We start from the raw sequence: 20,963 nt of genomic DNA, 5'->3' as shown, positions 1-20,963 counted from the left end.
CGGCGGGCACGGTCTTTTCTGTGACGGGTCAGCGGCTGGCGACCCGCCGGTACTGGAGCAGCGCCAGCGGGATGGCGATCGCGAGGATCGCCAGCGAGCAGCCGATCGCGTATTCGACACAGTGATCGGCCGGCCAGCCGCTGGCCGGAATGAAGGTGGGCGGAGCGCTGTTGTCGAACAGTTTCCGGCCGGTCGCGGCGACCGCGGTGATGGGATTCCATTCGGCGATGGTGGCCAGCGGGCCCGGCAGGGTTTCGGCGGAGATGAACGCCGAGGAGATGAACGACAGCGGGAACAGCCAGATCAGCCCGGCACTCTGGGCGACCTCGACATTCGGCGCGAGCAGGCCGGTGAGCGCGCCGACCCACGACATGGCGAACGCGAACAGCAGCAGCACCCCGTAGGCGAGCACCGCGTCCAGGAAACTGCCCTCGATACTCCAGCCGACCACATAGCCGCAGGCGGTCATCACCGCCAGGCTCACCATGCTCACCACGAGATCGGACAGGGTACGGCCCATCAGCACCGCCAGCCGCGACATCGGCAGCGCGCGCATCCGGTCGATGATGCCCTTCTCCAGATCACCGGCCAGGCCCACGGTGGTGAACGCCGCGCTGAAGGCGACGGTCTGCGCCATGATTCCGGCGATCAGGAATTCCCGGTATTCGCCGCCGCCCAGCGACGCCCCGAACACGTAGGCGAACAGGAATACGAACATCAGCGGCTGCACGGTGGCGGTCACCAGCAGGGTCGGCACCCGCATGATGGTGAGCAGGTTGCGGTGCGCGACGATGGCGCTGTCCCGGAAGACCCGCATCCGCGGCCGGTTCGATTTCGGGAGACGGTGCGAGGCCGGTGTGGTACCCACTTCCGTCGCCCCCTTGCCTCCGGCTTCGGCGTCCACTTGATCGACCGCGGCTTCTGCGGTGCTCACGACATGATCTCCTCGGGTGCCTCGTGGGTTTCCGGCTCGGTGTCCGGCACCGCCGGAGTGCCGGTGATGGACAGGAAAACATCGTCGAGGCTGGGGCGGTGCACCCGCGCGTCGACGACGTGCACATCGGCGTCGTCGAGCCGGCGCAGCGCCTCGACCATGGTGCGGGAGCCGTCGCCGACCACCACCGACACCTCGTCGACGCTCGCTTCGTGCGCGGCCTCGCCGATTCCGATCTCGCCGAGGATCCGCAGGGCGGTCGCCGGATCGTCGCCGGGTGTCAAAGTGACGGTGAGACGGTCGCCGCCGATGGAGGATTTCAGCTCGTCGGCCGACCCGCGGGCGATGACCCGGCCCTTGTCGATCACCGTGATCTCGTCGGCCAGCCGATCGGCCTCTTCCAGATACTGGGTGGTGAGCAGCACCGTCGTCCCGTCACGGACGAGTTCGGCGATCACCCGCCACATATCGTTGCGGGCCCGCGGATCCAGTCCGGTGGTCGGTTCGTCGAGGACGACCACGGGCGGCCGGGCCACCAGCGCCCCGGCCAGATCGAGACGACGGGTCATACCACCGGAATAGGTTCCGGCGCGGCGGTCGGCCGCCTCCTCGAGCCCGAAATCGCGCAGCAGTTCCCGGGCGCGCGCCGCCGAACTCTCCCGCGACATCCCGTAGAGCCGCGAAACCATCCGTAGATTCTCGTAACCGGTGAGATTGGCATCCACCGCGGCGTACTGGCCCGACACGCCGATCAGGCGCCGCGCCCCGGCCGGATCGTGCAGCACATCGACACCGGCGACCTGCACGGATCCGGCGTTCGGCTTCAACAGTGTGGTGACGATACGGACAGCGGTCGTCTTACCCGCGCCGTTGGGCCCGAGCAGGCCCATCACGGTACCCGCGGGTATTTCGAGATCGACCTCGTCCAGCACCCGGGTCCGGCCGTATATCTTCACCAGACCGGTGATCTGCACCGCGGGGTTCACCGAGCATTCTCCTTCGTTTCGATACCGGGTTGTGACCGCGCGGGCGCGGAGTCCTCGGCCGCACGCAGGTGTTCGAGCAGAACGGGACCGATCACGGCCAGCGATTCGGCGGTCGTCATCTCCGCGTGGGTGCACGCCAGTTCGTGCGCGCGCACCGCACCGGTGACGAACTCCCGCCAGGCGTCGGGCCGGCGGTCCGGAGCGGCCAGGTTGACCGGGTCGGTACCGGCCGCGAAGAACAGCAGATCGCCGTCGAACACCCCCGGCCGGAATCCGTTGGCCTGGACCGTCCCGTCGGCGTAGCCGGCGTACAGGCGTTCCAGATGCTCCAGGGTGAGTGCCTGGAACGGGCCGGGACGCGACCGCAGCAGTTCGGCGGCCTCGGCCAGGGTCGGTTCCGGGCCCTCGACCGCGAGTTCGCCGCCGAACTCGCCGAGGATCTCACCGATACCGGGCACTGCGTCGGCGGCGAGATCGTCGGAGAGCCGGTAGCTGTCCAGCATCCCGAGAAGCGCGACCCGCTCCCCCGCGGCCTGCAACCGGACGGCGATCTCGTGTGCGATCAGGCCCCCGAGCGACCAGCCGAGCAGATGATAGGGCCCGTGCGGCTGCACCTCCCGAATCCGGGCCACATAGTGTTCGGCGGCCTCGGTGATCGACCCGTACCCGGGGTCGCCGGTGGCCTGCGGCGCCTGCAACCCGTAGACCGGGCGGTCGGCGGGAAGTTCGGCGAGCAGCCCGGCGTAGCACCAGGACAACCCGATCGCCGGATGGACGCAGAACAGCGGTGGCCGGCCGGAACCGGTGGCCGGGCGCAGCGGCAGCAGCGGGGCCAGGGCGAGATCCATCGCGTCGGCGGCGGTTCCGTCGCCCAGCCGCGCGGCGAGCGCGGCGGGGGTGGATTCGCCGAACAGCAGCTGCATCGGCAGGTCGAGTCCGGCTTCGCGCGCCCGCGCGACCACCTTCGTCGCGAGCAGGGAATTACCGCCGAGATCGAAGAAGCCGTCACCGGCGCCGACCCGCTCCACTTCGAGGACGTCCGCGAAGATCTCGCACAGCGCGGTTTCCAGCGGCCCGTCCGGCGCCCGGTAGCCCGCCGCCCCGCCGAACACCGGTTCGGGTAGTGCGGCGCGATCGAGTTTGCCGACCGGGTTCAGCGGCAGCCGGTCGATGATCATGATCGACTGCGGGACCATGTAATTGGGCACAAGTCCGGACAGGTGTTCGGTCAATGCGGCCGGCGTGGTCGCGGACCCGGGTTTCACATACGACACCAGCGCGGTGGCGCCCGCGGCGGTCCGGTGTCCGATGGTGAGCGAGAACTCCACCGCCGGATGCCGGCCGAGCGCGGCGTCGATCTCACCCAGTTCGATCCGGAAACCGCGGATTTTCACCTGGTGATCGGTCCGGCCGACGTATTCGATATCGCCCGGCCCGCCGTCGGCGCTGGTGCCGATCCGCACCAGATCGCCGGTCCGGTACATCCGCTCACCCGGTTTCCCGAACGGATTGGCCACGAACCGTTGCGCGGTGAGCCCCGGCCGGTCGTGGTATCCACGCGCCAGCGCGCCACCGGCCAGGAAAAGCTCGCCGGTCACCCCGAGCGGTGCGGGCCGCAGCCGGGAATCGAGCACTATGGCGGCGACACCCCGGATCGGTTCACCGATGGGTATCGGCCCGCCCGGAGTCAGCGGCGCCGACATGACCGTCACGATGGTGGTCTCGGTGGGGCCGTACACATTGTGCAGATCGCGTCCCGGCGCCCACCGGGCGACGACCTCCGCGGGCAACGCTTCGCCACCCACCAGCACATGCTGGAAATCGGTGATGCCCTCGGGATCCACGGTGGCCAGGGCCGCCGTCGTGATGAAGGCGTGCGTGATCCGCTCGGCGGTCAGCACCCGCGCCAGTTCCGCGCCGCCGACCACGCCGGGCGGGGTCAGGACCAGGGTGCCCGCACCACCCAGCGCGAACAGCAGATCCAGCATCGCGGCGTCGAAACTCGGTGTCGCGAAATGCAGCACCCGGCTGCCCGGGCGGACATCGAATCGCTGCGCCGTCTCCGCGGCGAAATTGGACAGGCCCCGGTGGGTGACGACCACGCCCTTCGGGGTTCCGGTGGACCCGGATGTGTAGACCACATAGGCCGGGTTGTCCATCCGCAGCGGCGCGGTCCGTTCGGTATCGGTGATCGGCGCGCTCGACGCGGCCAGGACCTGCTCGCGGACCTCCGGAACGTCGAGTGCCAGCCAGCGGCAGTCACCCGGCAGCAGATCGCGATATTCGGCGAGGGTGAGCCCCAGGGCCGCCCCGGAATCGGCCAGCATATGGGTGATCCGGGCCGCCGGGTAACCGGGATCCACCGGTACGAAGGCCGCGCCGGTCTTGGTCACCGCGAGCACGGTCGCCACCGATTCGATGGTGCGCGGAATGCCCAGGGCCACAAGATTTTCCGGTCCGACCCCGTGCGCCATCAGCACCCGCGCCAGCCGGTTGCTCCAGCGGTCGAGTGCGTCGTAGGTGACCTCGACACCGGCCGCGGCCAGGGCCACCGCGCGCCGGTCGACGGCGGCCGCCGCGTCGAAGACCTCCGGGAGCGTGACCGGATTATCCGGATCGGCCCGGCGCAGCGGTGCCAGCGCCGACCATTCGGCCGGTTCGAGCAGTTCGAGGTCGCCGACCGGAACGGCCGGGTCGGCGGCGATCGCGCCGAGCAGCCGGATGAGACGGCGTCCCAGCCGCGCCGCGGTCGGTTCGTCGAACAGATCGGCGGCATAGTTCACCGACAGGGTGATGCCGTCCGGTGTCCGGTCGCCGGTATGGCATTCGGTGAGGGTGAACTGGAGATCGAATTTCGCGATACCCGGGTCGATATCCAGTGCTTCGATGCTCAGGCCCGGTAGGTCCAGCGCCCGCACCGGTTCGTCGTGCACCGAGAGCATGATCTGGAACAGCGGATGGTGCGATCGCGACCGTGCCGGGTTCAGCACCTCCACCAACCGCTCGAACGGCAACTCGGCGTGCCCGAACGCGTCGAGGTCGGCGCCGCGCACGGTGTCGAGCAGATCGGTGAACCGCTCACCGGACCCGACCGGCGTCCGCAACACCAGGGTGTTGACGAACATACCGATCATCCGGTCCAGTTCCGGCCGGCCGCGCCCGGCCACCGCGGTGCCCACGGCGATATCGCCGGACCCGGTGACCCGGTGCAGCAGTACCGCCAGCGCGGCGTGCAACACCATGAAGAGACTGACGTTGTGGCGCGCGGCGAGATCCTTCAGTTCCCGATGCACATCGGCGCCGAGCCGCTCCTGCACCGTGCCGCCACGATAGGACGGCACCGGCGGTCGTGGCCGGTCGGCGGGCACCGCGAGCAATTCGGGCAGCCCGTCGAGGGCTTCACGCCAGTAGTCGAGCTGGCCGCGGATCGAGGACGCGGGATCGTCCTCGTCACCGAGCATCTCGCGCTGCCACAGGGTGTAGTCGATGTACTGCAACCGGTCGCCGTCGTCGTCCGGCTCCGCACCGAGCCGGACGGCGCGATAGGCGCCGGCCACCTCGGCCGCCAGCGGTCCCAGTGACCAGCCGTCCATCGCGATGTGATGGACGACCAGCACCAGGATGTGCTCATCGGGCGCGACGGTGAAAAGTGCCGCGCGCAGCGGTATCTCGGTGGCCAGATCGAAGCCGGGAGCGATGAACCGCGCGATGGCGCCGTGCAGATCGTCCGCTCCGGATACGGGACTGTGCACGGTGACGGCGGCCTCGGCGGCCGGGAGCACCCGCTGGACCGGTTCGCCGCCGGCCTCCGGGAACACCGTCCGCAGGGTCTCGTGCCGTTCCTGCACCCGGTGCAGCGCGGTGGTCAGGGCGGCCCGGTCGAGCGGGCCGCGCAACCGGAGCACCATCGGCACGTTGTACGCACCGCCGGCGGCCTCCGTGACATCCGAACCGCCGAAGCGCTCCAGGAACCACAGCCGCTGCTGGGCCGGGGAGAGCGGAATCCGCTCCGGACGATCGCGGCGCACCAGCGCGGGGCCGGCCGTACCGTCGGTCCCGCCGTCCAGCAGTGCCGCGAGTTCCGCGACCGTCGGCGCGGCGAACACCGTGCGGACCGCGATCCGCGCGCCGGTGGCGGCGGCCAGCCGGCCCACCAGCTGAGTGGCCAGCAGCGAGTTCCCGCCGATATCGAAGAAGCTCTCGTGCACATCGGCCACCGCGGTCCCGGCCAGTTCGCCCATCACCGACGCGACCAGGCGCTCGGTGGCGGTCTCCGGAGCGCGGCCGGTCGTGGCGGCGGGCAGCGCCCGCGGTTCGGGCAGGGCGGCGATATCGAGCTTGCCGACCGGGGTGAGCGGGATCTCGTCGAGGAAGGTGAATGCCGACGGGACCATATGCCGGGGTACGCGCTGGGCCAGATGGTCGCGCAGTTCCTCCGGTTCCGGCGCGGCACCGGGATCGGTGGCCCGGACATAGGCCACCAGCCGGTCGGCGCCGCCGATAGCGCGCACCTCGGTATGGGCGAAGTGGATCGCCGGATGCGCGGTGAGCGCGGCGGTGATCTCACCGAGCTCGATCCGGAAGCCACGGATCTTCACCTGGTTGTCGCTGCGGCCGAGATAGCGCAGATCGCCCTCGGCGGTCCAGCGCACCACATCGCCGGTGCGGTACATCCGGGCGCCGGCCGGGCCGTACGGGTCGGCCACGAATCGCGACGCCGTGAGCCCGAACCGCTGGTGATAGCCGCGGGCCAGACCCGGTCCGCCCAGGTAGAGCTCGCCGGGGACCCCGGCCGGCACCGGCCGCAACCGTTCGTCGAGCACCAGGGCCCGGGTGCCGCGGATCAGGCCACCCAATCCGGCGGGCCGGTCGACGGCCACCGGGGTCACCGAGACCACCACGGTGGTCTCGGTGGGCCCGTAGGCGTTGAACATCCGGCGGCCGGGCGCCCACCGGGCCACCAGTTCGGGGCCGAGATGCTCGCCGCCGACCATCAGCGCCTTCAACCGCGGCAGCGGCCACCGGGACCGGTCGATGGTGGCCAGCGCGGCCGGCGTGATGAAGGTGTGGGTGACCTCGGCGCGGGTCATGAGCTCGGCCAGTTCCTCACCGCCGTACACCTCGGGCGGGACGATGACCATCGCCGCACCCGCGCCGATCGCCAGCAGCAGGTCCAGGATCGCCGCGTCGAAGCTCGGTGAGGAGAAGTGCAGCGTCCGCGCGGCGGGGTGCACGGCGAGCCGGTCCCGGAACTCGTCGGCGAGATCGGCGAGCGCACCGTGGGTCGCGGTGACTCCCTTGGGGGTGCCGGTGGACCCGGAGGTGTAGATCAGATACGCGGTATCACCGATCCGCAGCGGGCGCACCCGGTCGCGGTCGGTGACCGGCTCCGGCGCCGATCCCGCGATCTCCCGGTTGCCGGCGGGCGTGTCGAGCAGGAGCCATTCGATCCCCTCGCCGCCGGCGGCGCGCAGCCGGTCGGCGTGACCGGTCCGGGTGATGCCGAAGGCGCAACCGGAGTCGGCGAGCATATGTTTCACCCGCTCCGGCGGATAGTTCGGGTCCACGGGGACGAACGCCGCGCCGGTCTTGGCGATACCGAGCATGGCGGTCACCGAATCGGCGGACCGGGTGAGCCCCAGCGCCACCTTGTCCCCGGTGCCCAGGCCGCGCCGGATCAGCGCACGTGCCAGCCGGTTTGCCCGGCGGTCCAGTTCGGCGTAGGTGAGGACGGTGTCATCGGCGTGCAGCGCGGGCCGGGCACCGTGGGCGAGCACGGCCGAACCGAAGAGCGCGGCGAGCGTGCGCGGAATACCGTGGGCGGGCCCGCGTGCCGGGCTGAGCGTGGCACGTTCGGTATCGGTGCGGGTATCGATATCGCCCACCGCAACCGCGGGATCGGCGGCGATCGCGGCGAGTACCCGGAGGAACCGGTCGGCCAGGGTCGCCATGGTCGCCTCGTCGAACAATTCGTCGGCGTAGACGAATTCGAGTTCGCCGCCGCCGAGCTCACCGGCCCGCAGTTCCAGGTCGAATTTGGCGCGGGCGATATCCAGCGGCGCCGCCGCGACGGTCAGACCCGGCAGTTCCAGCGGTGGGACCGCGGTATCGGCCACCGTGAGAGCCACCTGGAACAGCGGATGGCGGCCGGTGGCGCGCGGATCGCTGCCGAGTGCGCCCACGACCTGTTCGAAGGGAATATCGGCGTGGGCCAGCGCACCGAGTTCGGTATCGCGGTCGGCCAGCAGCAGTTCGGCGAACGGCCGGGCCGGATCCACGTCGGAGCGCAGTACCAGGGTGTTGACGAACATTCCCACCAGATCCGCGAGCCGGCGATCGGTCCGCCCGGCCACCGGGGTGCCGATGGCGATATCGCGACCACCGGTCACCGACCGCAGCAGTACCGCCAGCGCGGACCGCATCACCATGAAGGCGCTCACCCCGTGGCTGTGGGCGAGAGCCGTGAGCGCCTGCCGCACGGGTTCCGGGACGGTACGTCGCACCGTGGCCGCGGTCTGCCGCGGGTCGGCGGGACGCGGCCGGTCGTAGGGCAGCGGCAGTTCCTCCGGGAGCCCCGCCAGTCGCTCACGCCAGTATCCGAGCTGGCGCGCCGCGAGACTGCCGGGATCGGTATCGGTGCCGAGATGTTCACGCTGCCACAGCCCGAAGTCGGCGTACTGGACCTCGAGCGGTGTCCACTCGGGTGCGATCCCGGCGGCTCGCGCCCCGTAGGCGACCGCGAGGTCGCGGGTGAGCGGAGCCAGCGACCAGCCGTCGGCGGCGATATGGTGCACGACCACGCCGAGCCGGTACCGGTCCGGCCCGGTGCGCAGCAGCACGGCGCGTAGCGGGCCGCCGGCGGTGAGGTCGAATCCGGTGGTGGCGCAGGCGTTCAGCTGCGCTTCGGCCTCCTCGGGCGTGGCGTCGCGCTGTTCCACGGTGGGCAGCGCCCAGGCCGCGGGCAGGATCCGCTGTTGTGCCCCGGCCCCGTCGTCGGGGTAGACCGTCCGCAGTACCTCGTGCCGCTCCACCAGGTCGCCCAGGGCCGCCCGCAGCGCGGGCACATCCAGCGCACCCTCGATATCGAGTACGAACGCGATGTTGTACGCACTGGATTCGGGTGCGAACCGGTTCAGGAACCACAACCGCTGTTGCGGCAGCGACAGCGGCAGCCGGTCCGGCCGCGGGTCGCGGGCCGTCAGCGGCACCCGGACGGTGACCGGTGTCCGGACGAGGTGTTCGGTGAGGGTGGCCACGGTCGGCGCCTCGAACACCGTGCGCACCGGCAGATCGACGCCGAACCGCTCGTACAGCTCGCCGACCAGCCGCGTCGCCAGCAGCGAGTTACCACCCAGATCGAAGAACCCGTCCTCGGCCCCGGCGACCTCGCGCCCCAGAATCTCACCGAAGATCTCGGCGACCCGGCGTTCGGCGTCGGTCGCGGGCGGCCGGGAAGCCGCGGTGGTGGCCACGAAATCCGGTTCCGGCAGCGCTTTGCGATCGAGTTTGCCCGAGGGGGCGGTCGGGAATTCCGGCAGCCGGGTCACCGCGTCGGGAACCATGTATCCCGGCAGCCGGCCACGGACGGTGGCCCGGACCGCGGCCGGATCGATATCGGAATCCGCGACGAGATAGGCGGCCAGCCGCTGGTGTCCCCGGGTATCGGTGTGCACCACGGTCAACGCGGACCGAACCCCGGGATGGGTGCGCAGAACATGGTCGATCTCGGACAGCTCGATCCGGAAGCCCCGCAGTTTCACCTGGTCGTCGGCGCGACCGAGGAACCGGAGCCGGCCGGCCCGGTCGGCCACCACCAGATCTCCGGTCCGGTACATCCGTTCGCCGCGGCGGCCGTACGGGTTGGCCGCGAAACGGGCGGCGGTCAGGCCGTGGCGGCCGTGGTACCCGCGGGCCAGGCCCGGCCCCGAGAGGTAGAGCTCGCCGGGAGTGCCGGGCGGGACGGGGCGCAACCGGGAGTCGAGAATGAACAGCCGCATGCCGCGGACCGGATGGCCGAGCGGGACCGGGCGCCCGGAGCGCATCGGCCCGGACATGGTGGCGGCCACGGTTGCCTCGGACGGCCCGTACATATTGTGCATGCGGTACCGGGCCGACCAGGTGGCGACGAGTTCGGGCCCGCAGGCCTCGCCGCCGACCAGCACCGTCTGCAACCGGTCCAGACCGGCCGGATCGACGGTGGCGAGCGCGGCGGGGGTGACGAAGGCATGGGTGACGCGCTCGTTCCGCAGCAGATCGGCCAGTTCGGCGCCGCCGTAGATATCGGGCGGCGCGATCACCACCGTCGCGCCGCAGGCGAAACCGAGCAGCAGTTCCAGCACCGAGGCGTCGAAGCTCGGCGAGGAGAAATGCAGGGTGCGCGAGGCCGGTGTGACGCCGAACAGATAGCACTGTTCGGCGGCGAACGACGCCAGCCCGGCATGGGTCACGACCACGGCCTTCGGCGTTCCGGTGGAACCGGAGGTGTAGATCAGGTAGGCGGGGTGGGTGATGCGCAGCGGCCGGATCCGGTCCGCATCGGTGATCGGGGCGGCCGGTTGGGCGGCACACGCCGATTCGAACTCCGGCGAGCCCGGCACCAGCCAGGTCTGGACGGCCTGTTCGGGTAGCGCCGCCGGTCGGCCGGGCCCGGTGATACCCAGGCGCGCACCGGAATCGGTGAGCATATGCGCGATCCGGTCACGCGGATAGCCCGGATCGACCGGAACATAGGCGGCACCGGTTTTCGCGATCGCCCAGATCGCGGTGAGCGCGTCCAGTCCGCGCGGCAGCGCCACCGCGACCACCGACTCGGGCCCGGCGCCACGGGTGATGAGCAGCCGCGCGAGGCGGTTGGCCCGTTCGTCGAGTTCCCGGTAGGTGGTGTCGCGTCCGCGCCAGCGCACCGCGATACCGTCGGGGTCGCGGACCGCGGACCGGTGCAGCAGTTCCGGCAGGGAGACCGGCGGCTCGGCGGGACCACCCGCCAGCGGGACCAGATTGCCCTGTTCGCGCCGGTCCAGGACATCGATATCGCCGACCGGGAGCCCCGGCGCGCCCACCACCGCTTCGAGCACGGTGACGAAGCGCCGGGCGATGGCGGCGACGGTCCGTTCGTCGAAAACATCGGTGGCATAACCGAATTCGGCGCGCAGATCGCCACCGGAATTGTCGTCGTGTACTTCGAGCTGCAGATCGAACTTGGCGACGTCGTCGGCCGGCGGCAGGATTTCGGTGCGCACACCGGGCAGGTCCAGGTCCAGTTCGCCGGCGTTGTCGTAGGAGAGCATCACCTGGAACAGCGGATGCCGGGCACCCGAGCGTTCCGGGTTCACCACGTCCACCAACCGCTCGAACGGCACATCGGCGTTGGCGAACGCGTTGAGATCGGTTTCCCGGACGATATCGAGCATCCGGTCGAAATCGGCGGCCGGATCCACTTCGGTCCGCAGGACCAAGGTGTTGACGAACATGCCGACGAGTTCGTCGAGCGCGGGATCGGTGCGGCCCGCGATGGGCGTGCCGATGACGATATCGGTGCTACCGCAGATCCGGGCCAGCAGGGTGGCCAGCGCGGCATGCACCACCATGAACATGCTCGCCCCGCGCGCGGCGGCGAGTTCGGCGGCGGCCCGGCGGGTTCCGGCCGGGATGGTGAACGCGACCCGGCCCCCCTCGGTGGAGCGCCGCGCGGGACGCGGACGGTCCAGCGGGAGGTCGAGTTGATCGGGCAGGCCGGCCAGTTCGGCCCGCCAGTGGATCACCTGCCGGCTCAGCGCGCTGGCCGGGTCGGATTCCTCGCCGAGCAGTTCGCGCTGCCACAGCGCGAAATCGGCGTACTGCACCGGCAGCGGCGACCAGCCCGGCGCCCGGCCCGCGGCCCGCGCCGCGACCGCACCGGTGAGATCGCGGGCCAGCGGCGCGATCGACCAGCCGTCACCGCAGATATGGTGCAGGACCAGCACCAGGACATGGCAATCGGTATCGGTGCGGTACAGCGCGATCCGGAACGGGAACTCCGTCCGCAGATCGAAGGGCCGCGAGACGAATTCGGCGGCACGCCCGGTGACATCACCGGCGGCGATCTCGACCGGTTCCAGTGTCAGCGGCACGTCCGTCATCGGGTGGATCAGCTGCTGCGGTCCCGCGCCGAGATCCGGGAACGTCGTACGCAGGCTCTCGTGCCGCTCCAGCACATCGCGCAGGCCGGCGTCGAGTGCGCCGAGATCGAGATTGCCGTCGAGTTGGACGGCAAGGGGCATGTTGTAGGCGGCGGCGTGTTCGGCGAACCGGTTGAGGATCCACAGCCGCTGCTGGGCCGGCGACAGCGGAATCCGGTCCGGCCGGGTCATCGGCACCAGTTGCGGCGAGGCGAGATCCGGTTCGCTCACCGTGAACCGTTCGGTCAGTTCGGCGATGGTGCCGGCCTCGAACAGATCACGGATGGTCAGCGCGGTACCCAGCGCGTTGTTGATCCGCGCCACGGCACGCGCGGCGACCAGCGAATTACCGCCGAGTTCGAAGAAACCGTCCTCGATGCCGACCTCCTCGACACCCAGCAGTTCGGCGAAGATGGCGGCCAGCGCCTCTTCTACTTCCGTCCGGGGCGCCGTGCGGGTCCGGGGGCCGCCGACGACGGGCGCCGGGAGCGCGGCCCGGTCGATCTTGCCGTTGCTGTTGAGCGGCAATTCGGCCAGCACGGTCACGGTATCCGGGATCATGTACGCGGGCAGGGCCCGGGCCAGATGCGAACGCAGCGAATCGGTGTCCGGCGCGGTATCGCCCCGGGGTACCACGTACGCGGCCAGACGGTCACCGGCGGGGGTGCGCTGTGCCACGCAGACCGCGCGGGCGATCCGCGGATCGGCCAGCAGTACCGATTCGATCTCACCGAGTTCGATGCGCAGCCCGCGGATCTTCACCTGGAAGTCGGTGCGTCCCAGATAGTCCAGGACGCCCCGGCGGGCGTCCGCGGCGGCGGGCCGCCAGCGGGCCAGATCGCCGGTCCGGTACATCCGCTGTCCCGGGGTGAACGGATCGGCGACGAAGCGGTCCGCGGTGAGCGTGGCCTGGCCGAGATAGCCGCGGGCCAGCTGCACTCCGGCCAGATACAGTTCGCCGACCGCCCCCGGGGGCACGGGGCGCAGGGCGGCGTCGAGCACATAGGTGCGGGTGTTCCATACCGGCGAGCCGATCGGCACACTGTCCGGATCGGCCGGGCAGGGCCAGTAGGTGACGTCGACGGCGGCCTCGGTCGGCCCGTACAGATTGTGCAGCCGGGGTTGCGGTAGCGCGGTGTGGAAGTCGCGCACCGTCGCGGGCGGCAGCGCCTCGCCGCTGCAGAAGACCCGGCGCAGCGATACGCATCCGCCCACCTCGGTCTCGGTGACGAACACGGAGAGCATGGAGGGCACGAAATGCGCTGTGGTGACGTTCTTTTCCCTGATGAGGGCGGCCAGGTACGCGGGATCGCGGTGCCCTTCGGGCCGCGCCACCACCAGCCGGGCGCCGGTCTGCAAGGGCCAGAAGAACTCCCATACCGAGACATCGAAGGTGGCGGGGGTCTTCTGCAGCACCGTATCGTTGGCGTCCAGGCCGTACTCGTGCTGCATCCAGCGCAACCGGTTCACGATCGCCCGGTGGGTGACGCCCACGCCCTTCGGGGTGCCCGTGGATCCGGAGGTGAACAGCAGATACGCCAGGTGGTCGGGCCGCAGCGGGGTGATCCGGTCGGCGTCGGTGACCGGGGCCGGATCCAGCCGCGCGAGGTCGGCGGTGTCCACCGCCAGGCATTCGATATTCGACGGTGGTTCGAGTCCGTGACGCGCGGCCGTCAGCAGTACCACCGGCCGGGCCCGGTCCACGATCCCTTCCAGCCGTCCCACCGGATGATCCGGATCCAGCGGCAGGTACGCGGCGCCGGTTTTGACCACCGCGTACATGGCCGTCACCAGGTCGAGCCCGCGGCGCAGGCACAGCGCCACCACGCGTTCGGGACCCGCCCCCTCGGTGATGAGGAGCCGGGCCAGCCGGTTGGCCCGTTCGTCGAGTTCGCGGTAGGTGAGGGTCTCGTCCTCGAACTCCACGGCCACGGCGTCGGGGCAGCGCCGCGCGCGATCGGCGAAGATACCGGCCAGCGTGCCGGGTTCGACCACGGCTGCGGTGTCGTTCCAGGTGTCGAGCACCTGCCGGCGTTCGCCGTCGGTGAGCACGGGGATCACGCCGACGCGGGTGTCGTCGGCGGCACTCAGGAAGCGGTCGAGGAACCCGAGCAGCCGGCGGTGATGCGCGGCTATCTCGTCGTCGGTGTACAGCAGCGGATTCGCCTCGAAATCGAGGTGCATCGGCCCGCCGTCGGCGTTGTAGAGATTGACCGACAGGTCCTCGACGGGGCCGGTGGCCAGTACATGGGCCGTGACATCCAGATCGGCGAACCGCAGCGGTTTGCTGAACAGCATGATGTTGATCATCGGGCCGAAGAAACCGCGGGTGTCGCGGTCGTAGCCGCAGTCGCGGCGGATATCGTCGTGCCGGTAGCGCTGATGCCGCAGCGCGCCGGTGACCTGCCGCTCCACCGCGCGCACCACATCGGAGACCGTCGTGGACCCGTCGAATCGGATCCGCAGGGGGACGACATTGGACACCACACCCGCGGATCGGCGCAGCGGCACGGTGGTGCGCGCGGAGACCGGCAGGCTCAGCACCACATCGTTCTCCCCGGTCATCGCCCGCACGTAGCAGGCCATGGCGGCGGCGAACAGTACCGGGTTCGAGGCGTTACGCGCGGTCGCGGCGGCCGCCACGGCGGATTCGGTGGCGGCGTCCAGTGTGGCGGTCGCCAGCCGGCGGCCGGTATCGGACACGGGGGCGGCGGGGTTGGCGACCGTGGACAGGCTCACCACGTCGCCGGCACCGGCGAGCAGCTCCCGCCAGTACTCGCCATCGGTGTCGAAACGTTGCGAGTTGCGGTAGTCGATCTCGCCGCTGTAGAGATCGGCCAGGGGTGCGGCGCGCGAAACGGACGGCTCCCGGGATTCGCTGTAGGCGGTGTAGATCTCCGCGGTGCGGACCAGCGCGTTCATCGCCGCGTAGCCGTCGATGACGATATGGTGCGCCCGCGAGTACCAGATGTAGTCGCGGTCGCCGGTGCGCAGTACGGCGTTGAAGACGAGCGGGTCGTGATCGATATCGGTCGGAGTCCGGACGTCGTCCTTCATCCAGCGCAGGGCCGCGGCATGCGGATCGGGTTCGGACCGCAGATCCAGGCGCGCCCAGCCGGGCCGCGCCGCCGGATCGATCACCTGGTGCGGCACCCCGTCGACCTGCACGATCCGCTGCAATCCCACCTGGGTCTCCACCCCGAAGCGCTCGATCGCATAGAGCAGCAGCCCGGGGTCCAGCTCACCGTGGAATTCCACGTATTCCGCAATAACCAGCGGGATGTCCGGCTGGATCCGCTGCGCGTACCACATTGCTGTCTGCGCCGGCGTGAGTGGAAAAGGATCGCCCGAAACTTCTGCGGATGAATTGCTATCGACCCCGGTGGCCGACGATCTCATCAATCACTCCGTTCTACAGCTAGACACTCCCCGAACAGCCCGCGAGCGGCCGATACCGGTCGTGGGTGTGATTCACGACTGGTTATTCGGAGCGTCACCTTGAATGGATTGCAGTCGAAACCGAATGGTTACCTGGAGCCGGTGCAGCCTTCGGACCACGGTGTCCGAATTCCGGCGCGGTGTCCTGCGATGTAGCGGAATAGCGCTTCACTTCGTACCCGGCGGCCCGGGCGCTGCCTAGATCCTACGCACAAAGAGCCGGAGTGTTTACCCTCCGGCGGTGAAAAATAAACCGTCCGTTTCACCGTCCGGAAACCCGGCTCACAGCGGTACTCCGCACCGGGCCCGAGGGCGCCGGCGCGACCGTCACACCGGCCGGCGATCAGTTCCGGACGGATACCTCGACATCGCCGCCCGCGCGACGGGCGTTACGCCGGGACATCAGCGCGTATCCCACCGCACCCGCCGTCACCAGCACCGCGACCAGCTCGGGCCAGGGACCGGCGGTCGTCGCGACCGTTTTCGCGGTCCGCAACGGCACCTCGGCCACCAGTGCGGCGGGCACGAAGAGGTCGCTGCGCTGCCGGACCGTCCCGTCCGCCGCGATGATCGCGCTGACCCCCGAGGTCGCCGCCACCACCAGCGATCTGCCGTGTTCGACGGCCCGGACCCGGGACATCGCGAGCTGCTGATAGGTCATTTCGCTGTCACCGAAAGTCGCGTTGTTGGTCGGCACCGTCAGTAATTGCGCGCCGGAGCGCATGGAATCCCGGAAAGCACGATCGAAAGCTACTTCGTAGCAGGTTGCCACCCCGATTTCCGTACCCGAGGCCCGAATTGTTCCGTCACCGTGGCCCGGAACGAAGTAGCCCGCTCTGTCCGCATAGTCCGAAAAGAGCCGAAAAAATCCTCGCATCGGCAGATATTCGCCGAAAGGTTGTACTATTTTTTTGTCATGGCGCTCGCCGGGACCGTCGTCGCCGGTCCAGACCATTACGGAATTTGTGGTGGTGCGATCGCCGTTCACCAGCACCGCACCCACCAGAATCGGTGCCGAGATCCGCTGCGCCGCGCGGGTGATGACCGCCGCGGCGTCCGGGTTGCGCAAGGGATCGATATCGGAGGAGTTCTCCGGCCAGACCACGAGATCCGGGGCCGGAGACCGGCCGGCCGCCACCTCGTCGGCGAGTTGTTCGGTCCGGCGCACGTGATTGTCGAGGACGGCGCGGCGCTGGGCGTTGAAATCCAGGCCCAGCCGCGGCACGCTGCCCTGGATCGCCGCCACCGTGATGGTGCTGTCCCCCGCCAGCGGACCCGGCAGTGTGGCCCGCACGGCGAGGCCGGCCAGGGGCAGCAGCACAGCGGTGAGCGTCGCGGCTGCGACCGCCACGATCCGGCGGCGCGACCGGCCCGTGGCTTCCGCGTCGCCGCCGGCGGTCCGGAGGAATCCGAACAGGCCGAGCAGGACGGCCGCCCCGCAGGCACCGCTGAGCGCCACCACGAAACTCACCAGCGGCGCACCACCCACCGATGCCAGTGGCAGAAACCAGCCGTCCGCCTGGCCGAACGCCAGCCGCCCCCACGGGAACCCGCCGAACGGAAAACCGGATCGGCCCCATTCGGCGGCGGACCAGGCCAGCGCGACCCACAGCGGCCAGCCCGGCAGCCGGCCCACGATCCGGACCAGCACCCCGAAGAGCCCTATATATACGGCGCACGCCGTGGAGAGCGCGATCCACGGCAGCGGGCCCACATAGATCCCGGTCCATGGCAGCAGCGGCAGGAAGAAGCCGAGCCCGGCCAGGAAGCCGTACCCGAAACCCGAACGCCACCGGCCGTCCGCGCGGAGTACGAGGGTGAGCACGGCGATTCCGGCCGGTGCGAGGAACCACCACGGCCGGGGCGGGAAACTTCCGAACAGCAGCAGGCCGGAGACCAGCGCGGCCACCGCGCGCGTGACCGCCGGCCGCCGGCCGAGCAGTCGCACCACGGGGTGATGGGAGAACCGCGCGGGCCGGCCGGGCGCCGGAGCTACCGACGCGATCGGTGTCTCGGCCTCGTTCACTGGGAGATCCTGTCGTCGCGTCCCGATCGGGACCGGAGGGCGGGGTTCATACGCTGTAGAGAGTGGCGCCCCGGTGCACGGTGCGCAGGCAACGCGGCAATTCGGTGCCGGGGGTCAGTGGCGGGAGCCCGGGAACCCGCGAGCGCGGATCGGTCGACCAGCGCTGAACGGAATCGGCCGGTGCGCCGACCACGAGGTCGGCGGCGTCCCACACCGCGTAGGAAGCGGGCGCCCCGGGCGCGAGCGTCCCGGCGACACCGTCGCGCACGCCCCCTGCCCGCCACGCGCCCCGGGTCGCGGCGGCGAACGCCGCCCGCGGCGAGAGGCCGTGCCCGGCGGTGCGGTGATGTACGGCCGCCCGTATCGCCGCCCACGGATTCAGCGGGGTGACCGGCGCGTCCGAGCCGATGGCCAGCGATACCCCCGCCGAGGCCATGGCCGAGAAGGGGTTCGACGCGCTCGCTCGGTCCACACCGAGACGTTCGGCGTACATACCCTCGGCGCCGCCCCAGGCATGGTCGAAAGCCGGTTGCACGCTGGCGATCACACCCCAGGTCGCGAGGGCTTCGATCTGCGCGGAGTCGAGCAACTCCACGTGTTCCACCCGGTGCCCGCGGGCCGCGACGGCCGGGCCGCCGAGTTCGGCGGCGACCTGCCCGAATCCGGCGACCACCGCGTCCAGGGCCGCGTCCCCGATGGCGTGGAATCCGGCCTGGATCCCGGCCTCGGTGCAGGCTCGGACGTGCGCGGCGATCGCGTCGGCGTCGAGGTAGGACACCCCGGTACCGGGGTCGTCGGCATAGGGGGCGCGCAGCCAGGCGGTATGCGAACCGAGCGAACCGTCGACGAACAGATCACCGCCCAGCGCGTGCGCCCCGAGTCCGGCCAGTAGCGCTTGGACCTCCTCGGCGCTGCCGACCGCCTGCCCCCAGTAGGCGCGGACCTGCACGCCGTGCTCGAAGACGAGCAATTCCCGCAGATCGGTCTCCCCCTCGATCTCCGGTCCGGCGCATTCGTGGACGACGGCCACCCCGTGCGCGGCCGCGGCGTCCAGGGCGGTGCGGCGGGCCGCGTCGCGCTGCGCGCGGGTGAGCAGACCGCGGGCGGCGGCCCGCACCAGATGGTGGGCCCGCGCGCGGACCGGTTCCCCGGCCCGGTAGCCGGACGTGGCGGTCAGCTCCGGTACCGAGTCGAGCAGGGCGCTGGAGCCGACCGCCGAATGCGCGTCCACCCGGGCCAGATACACCACCCGCCCGGCTCCGGCCGCGTTATCTATTTCCTCGACCGTCGGCGGGCGACGCTGCGGCCAGCGGGTTTCATCCCAGCCGTCGGCCAGGATCGCGCCGTCGGGGTGGTCGGCGGCGAATCGCGCCAGTAGTTCCAGGCAGTGCGGCAGCGAACGGGCCCCGGACAGGTCCAGGCCCATCCGCTGCAGGCCGTAGGCGGTGGTGTGCAGATGCGGTTCCACGAACGCCGGGGTCACGAACGCGCCGTCGAGGTCGCGGACCTCGGCGTCGGGGTGCAGCGCCCGCCCCACATGATCGGCGCCGAGCCAGACCACCACGCCGTCGGTGATCGCCATGGCGGTGGCGTCGGGCGCCGCCGCACTGTAGATCCGACCTCCGACCAGCAGCTGCGTACTCACGGGGATCCAGTCTGCCGCACCGCCGCGGCGACCGTGCGGCCGGTGGGGCGCACTACCGCCGGATCGCCTCCCGCGCGATCGCGAATTACCCTGCCAGCATGACCAATGCTCCCGGTGCGGTCGGTTCCGCCGATTACGTCCTGCTCACCACGTTCCGGAAGGACGGCACTCCGGTGGCCACACCGCTGTGGGTGGTGGCCGAGGAAGGCAAGGTGTACGTCTGGACCGTCACCGACTCCTGGAAGGTGAAGCGGCTGCGTCGCAATCCCGAAGTGACCATGCAGCCCTGCGATTACCGTGGCAATCCGCGCGGCGAGGTCGTCCGCGGTACCGGCCGGATCCTCGACGAATCCGGCAGCGAGCACGTCCGCACACTGATCCGGCGCAAGTACCGGCTGGCCGGGCCGCTGATCGTCTGGGGCAGCACTCTGCGCCGGGGGAAGTCCGGCACCGTGGGCGTCGAACTCACCCCGGCCGAGTCCGCCTAGCCGGCGGCCTGTCTCAGCTCTCCGGCGCGCCCAGCCATTCGGCCAGTTCGTCGGCGGCGCCGAGTTCACCGGCGAGAGCGGCGCGTTCGTCCGCGGTCAGCGCCAGGGCGCGCAGATCCGCGCGGCGTTCGTCCGCTTTCTCCGGATTCTCCAGCGCCACGGCCAGTTCCGCCAGCGCCGCATGGGCCCGGGCCAGCTCCGATCGGCTCGCTTCGGCGCCGTAGCGGTGCAGGCCCGCTTCGATCGCGCGCTCCGCCGCCCGGTGGTCGGTTTTGAAATCACGCAGGATCCGGGCGTTGTCCAGGACCCGAGCCAGACCCGTCAGCTCCTCGGAGCCGCCGTATTCGAGATCCTCCGGTTCGCTCTTCTCTATATAGGTGATCCAGTTGCCATCCGGGTCGATCAGGCTGAACCGGGTCTGTCCCGGCCGGAACCGGGTGATGCGGCCGCAGCCCTTGGCCGGGATGGCGCCGAAGCGCTTCCGCAGCCCGAGGGTGAACGCCCGGTGCCGGGCGGCGATATCGTCCACCAGCACCAAGCAGCCCGCCACCCCCTCTTTGCTCTCCTCCCCCTGCGGATCGGTGAAGTTGAGATCACAACCGTGGGCTTTGATCGCACCGTAGACGTAGGGCTTGGTCTGCCGGTAGGTGATCTCGTAACCCAGCGCCTCGTAGAAATCGAGCGTGACGTCCAGATCGCGTGACGGCAGGACGGGGACCGCGATATCGCCCATGAGAACCCTCTCGATAATCAAATTTGACTACAGAACGGTAGGCGGCGCGGATCCAGGAAGTCAAATTTGAGTACCGTACTGTTCCGGGGAGCGAGGACAAGGAGCGTGGATGTCGGCGGTACGGCTACTGGTACTGGGGGTGACGCGGCGGCAGCAGCCGACACACGGCTACGCGGTGCGCCGCGAACTGCTCTCGTGGCGAGCCAATACCTGGACCAATGTGCAGCCGGGGTCGATCTATCACGCCATCAAGCAGCTCACCCAGGAGGGCAAACTGCGCACGCTGGGCTCCGAGGGCGGCGACCGCGGTCCGGGCCGGACCCTGTTCGAACTGACCCCGGCGGGCGAAGCGGAATTCCGGGAGCGGATGGATACGGCGCTGACCAGTGTGGATATGGAAGAACTCGGCGCCGGGATCGCTTTCATGGACGCACTGCCCCGCGCGGAGGTGATCGCGAGATTGACCGAGCAGCGCGCACGCAGCGGCCGGATCCGCGACGAACTGCTCGGCATGATCGGCGACTTCCCGGGCCGCTACGAGACCCCGCACGCCACC

General features: G+C 70.3%; 8 protein-coding genes. 2 read left to right on the top strand and 6 right to left on the bottom strand.

Annotation, left to right across the window (positions count from 1 at the left end):
- Positions 1 to 28 precede the first annotated feature (28 nt).
- From ACWDU1_RS03125 to ACWDU1_RS03105, 5 genes are all read right to left on the bottom strand, one after another.
- Positions 29 to 817, bottom strand: a complete 789-nt coding sequence (locus tag ACWDU1_RS03125; RefSeq protein WP_449995505.1) for an ABC transporter permease — start codon at positions 815 to 817, stop codon at positions 29 to 31.
- 113 nt (positions 818 to 930) lie between these two features.
- Positions 931 to 1,920 (bottom strand): ATP-binding cassette domain-containing protein, encoded by a 990-nt coding sequence (locus tag ACWDU1_RS03120; RefSeq protein ID WP_449995467.1) that lies wholly within the window; start codon positions 1,918 to 1,920, stop codon positions 931 to 933.
- Positions 1,917 to 15,476: an amino acid adenylation domain-containing protein gene (locus tag ACWDU1_RS03115; protein WP_449995465.1), complete on the bottom strand. Its 13,560-nt coding sequence runs from the start codon at positions 15,474 to 15,476 to the stop codon at positions 1,917 to 1,919. Before ACWDU1_RS03115 ends, ACWDU1_RS03120 begins: the two co-directional genes overlap by 4 nt.
- A gap of 382 nt (positions 15,477 to 15,858) precedes the next feature.
- Positions 15,859 to 17,463, bottom strand: a complete 1,605-nt coding sequence (gene lnt / locus ACWDU1_RS03110) for an apolipoprotein N-acyltransferase (RefSeq protein ID WP_449995503.1) — start codon at positions 17,461 to 17,463, stop codon at positions 15,859 to 15,861.
- 124 nt (positions 17,464 to 17,587) lie between these two features.
- Positions 17,588 to 19,186 carry an amidohydrolase gene (locus ACWDU1_RS03105; RefSeq protein WP_449995463.1) on the bottom strand — a complete coding sequence of 533 codons (1,599 nt, stop codon included), beginning with the start codon at positions 19,184 to 19,186 and terminating at the stop codon, positions 17,588 to 17,590.
- Between the two features lie 98 nt (positions 19,187 to 19,284).
- Here ACWDU1_RS03105 and ACWDU1_RS03100 point away from each other — a divergent pair, with 98 nt between their 5' ends.
- The gene (locus tag ACWDU1_RS03100; RefSeq protein ID WP_449995461.1) at positions 19,285 to 19,674 is read left to right on the top strand and encodes a PPOX class F420-dependent oxidoreductase; all 390 of its coding nucleotides are present in this window, start codon (positions 19,285 to 19,287) and stop codon (positions 19,672 to 19,674) included.
- A gap of 13 nt (positions 19,675 to 19,687) precedes the next feature.
- On the opposite strand, the gene ACWDU1_RS03095 is transcribed toward ACWDU1_RS03100, so the two are convergent.
- Positions 19,688 to 20,407, bottom strand: coding sequence for a glyoxalase (locus ACWDU1_RS03095; protein WP_449995460.1), 720 nt, complete (start codon positions 20,405 to 20,407; stop codon positions 19,688 to 19,690).
- 109 nt (positions 20,408 to 20,516) lie between these two features.
- Between ACWDU1_RS03095 and ACWDU1_RS03090 the strand changes: the two genes are divergently transcribed.
- The coding region (locus tag ACWDU1_RS03090) for a PadR family transcriptional regulator (RefSeq protein WP_449995458.1) at positions 20,517 to 20,963 on the top strand (447 nt) is incomplete at its 3' end.

Source organism: Nocardia sp. NPDC003345 (genome assembly GCF_053589395.1).
The sequence above is the reverse complement of the archived record's forward strand: the minus strand, read 5'-3'. Positions and strand labels throughout refer to the sequence as shown.

What these genes read in the sequence shown, in the direction of transcription:
- ACWDU1_RS03125 (WP_449995505.1), bottom strand. Translation starts at nt 817, where the DNA reads ATGCGGGTCTTCCGGGACAGCGCCATCGTCGCGCACCGCAACCTGCTC.
- ACWDU1_RS03115 (WP_449995465.1), bottom strand. Translation starts at nt 15,476, where the DNA reads ATGAGATCGTCGGCCACCGGGGTCGATAGCAATTCATCCGCAGAAGTT.
- ACWDU1_RS03100 (WP_449995461.1), top strand. Translation starts at nt 19,285, where the DNA reads ATGACCAATGCTCCCGGTGCGGTCGGTTCCGCCGATTACGTCCTGCTC.
- ACWDU1_RS03095 (WP_449995460.1), bottom strand. Translation starts at nt 20,407, where the DNA reads ATGGGCGATATCGCGGTCCCCGTCCTGCCGTCACGCGATCTGGACGTC.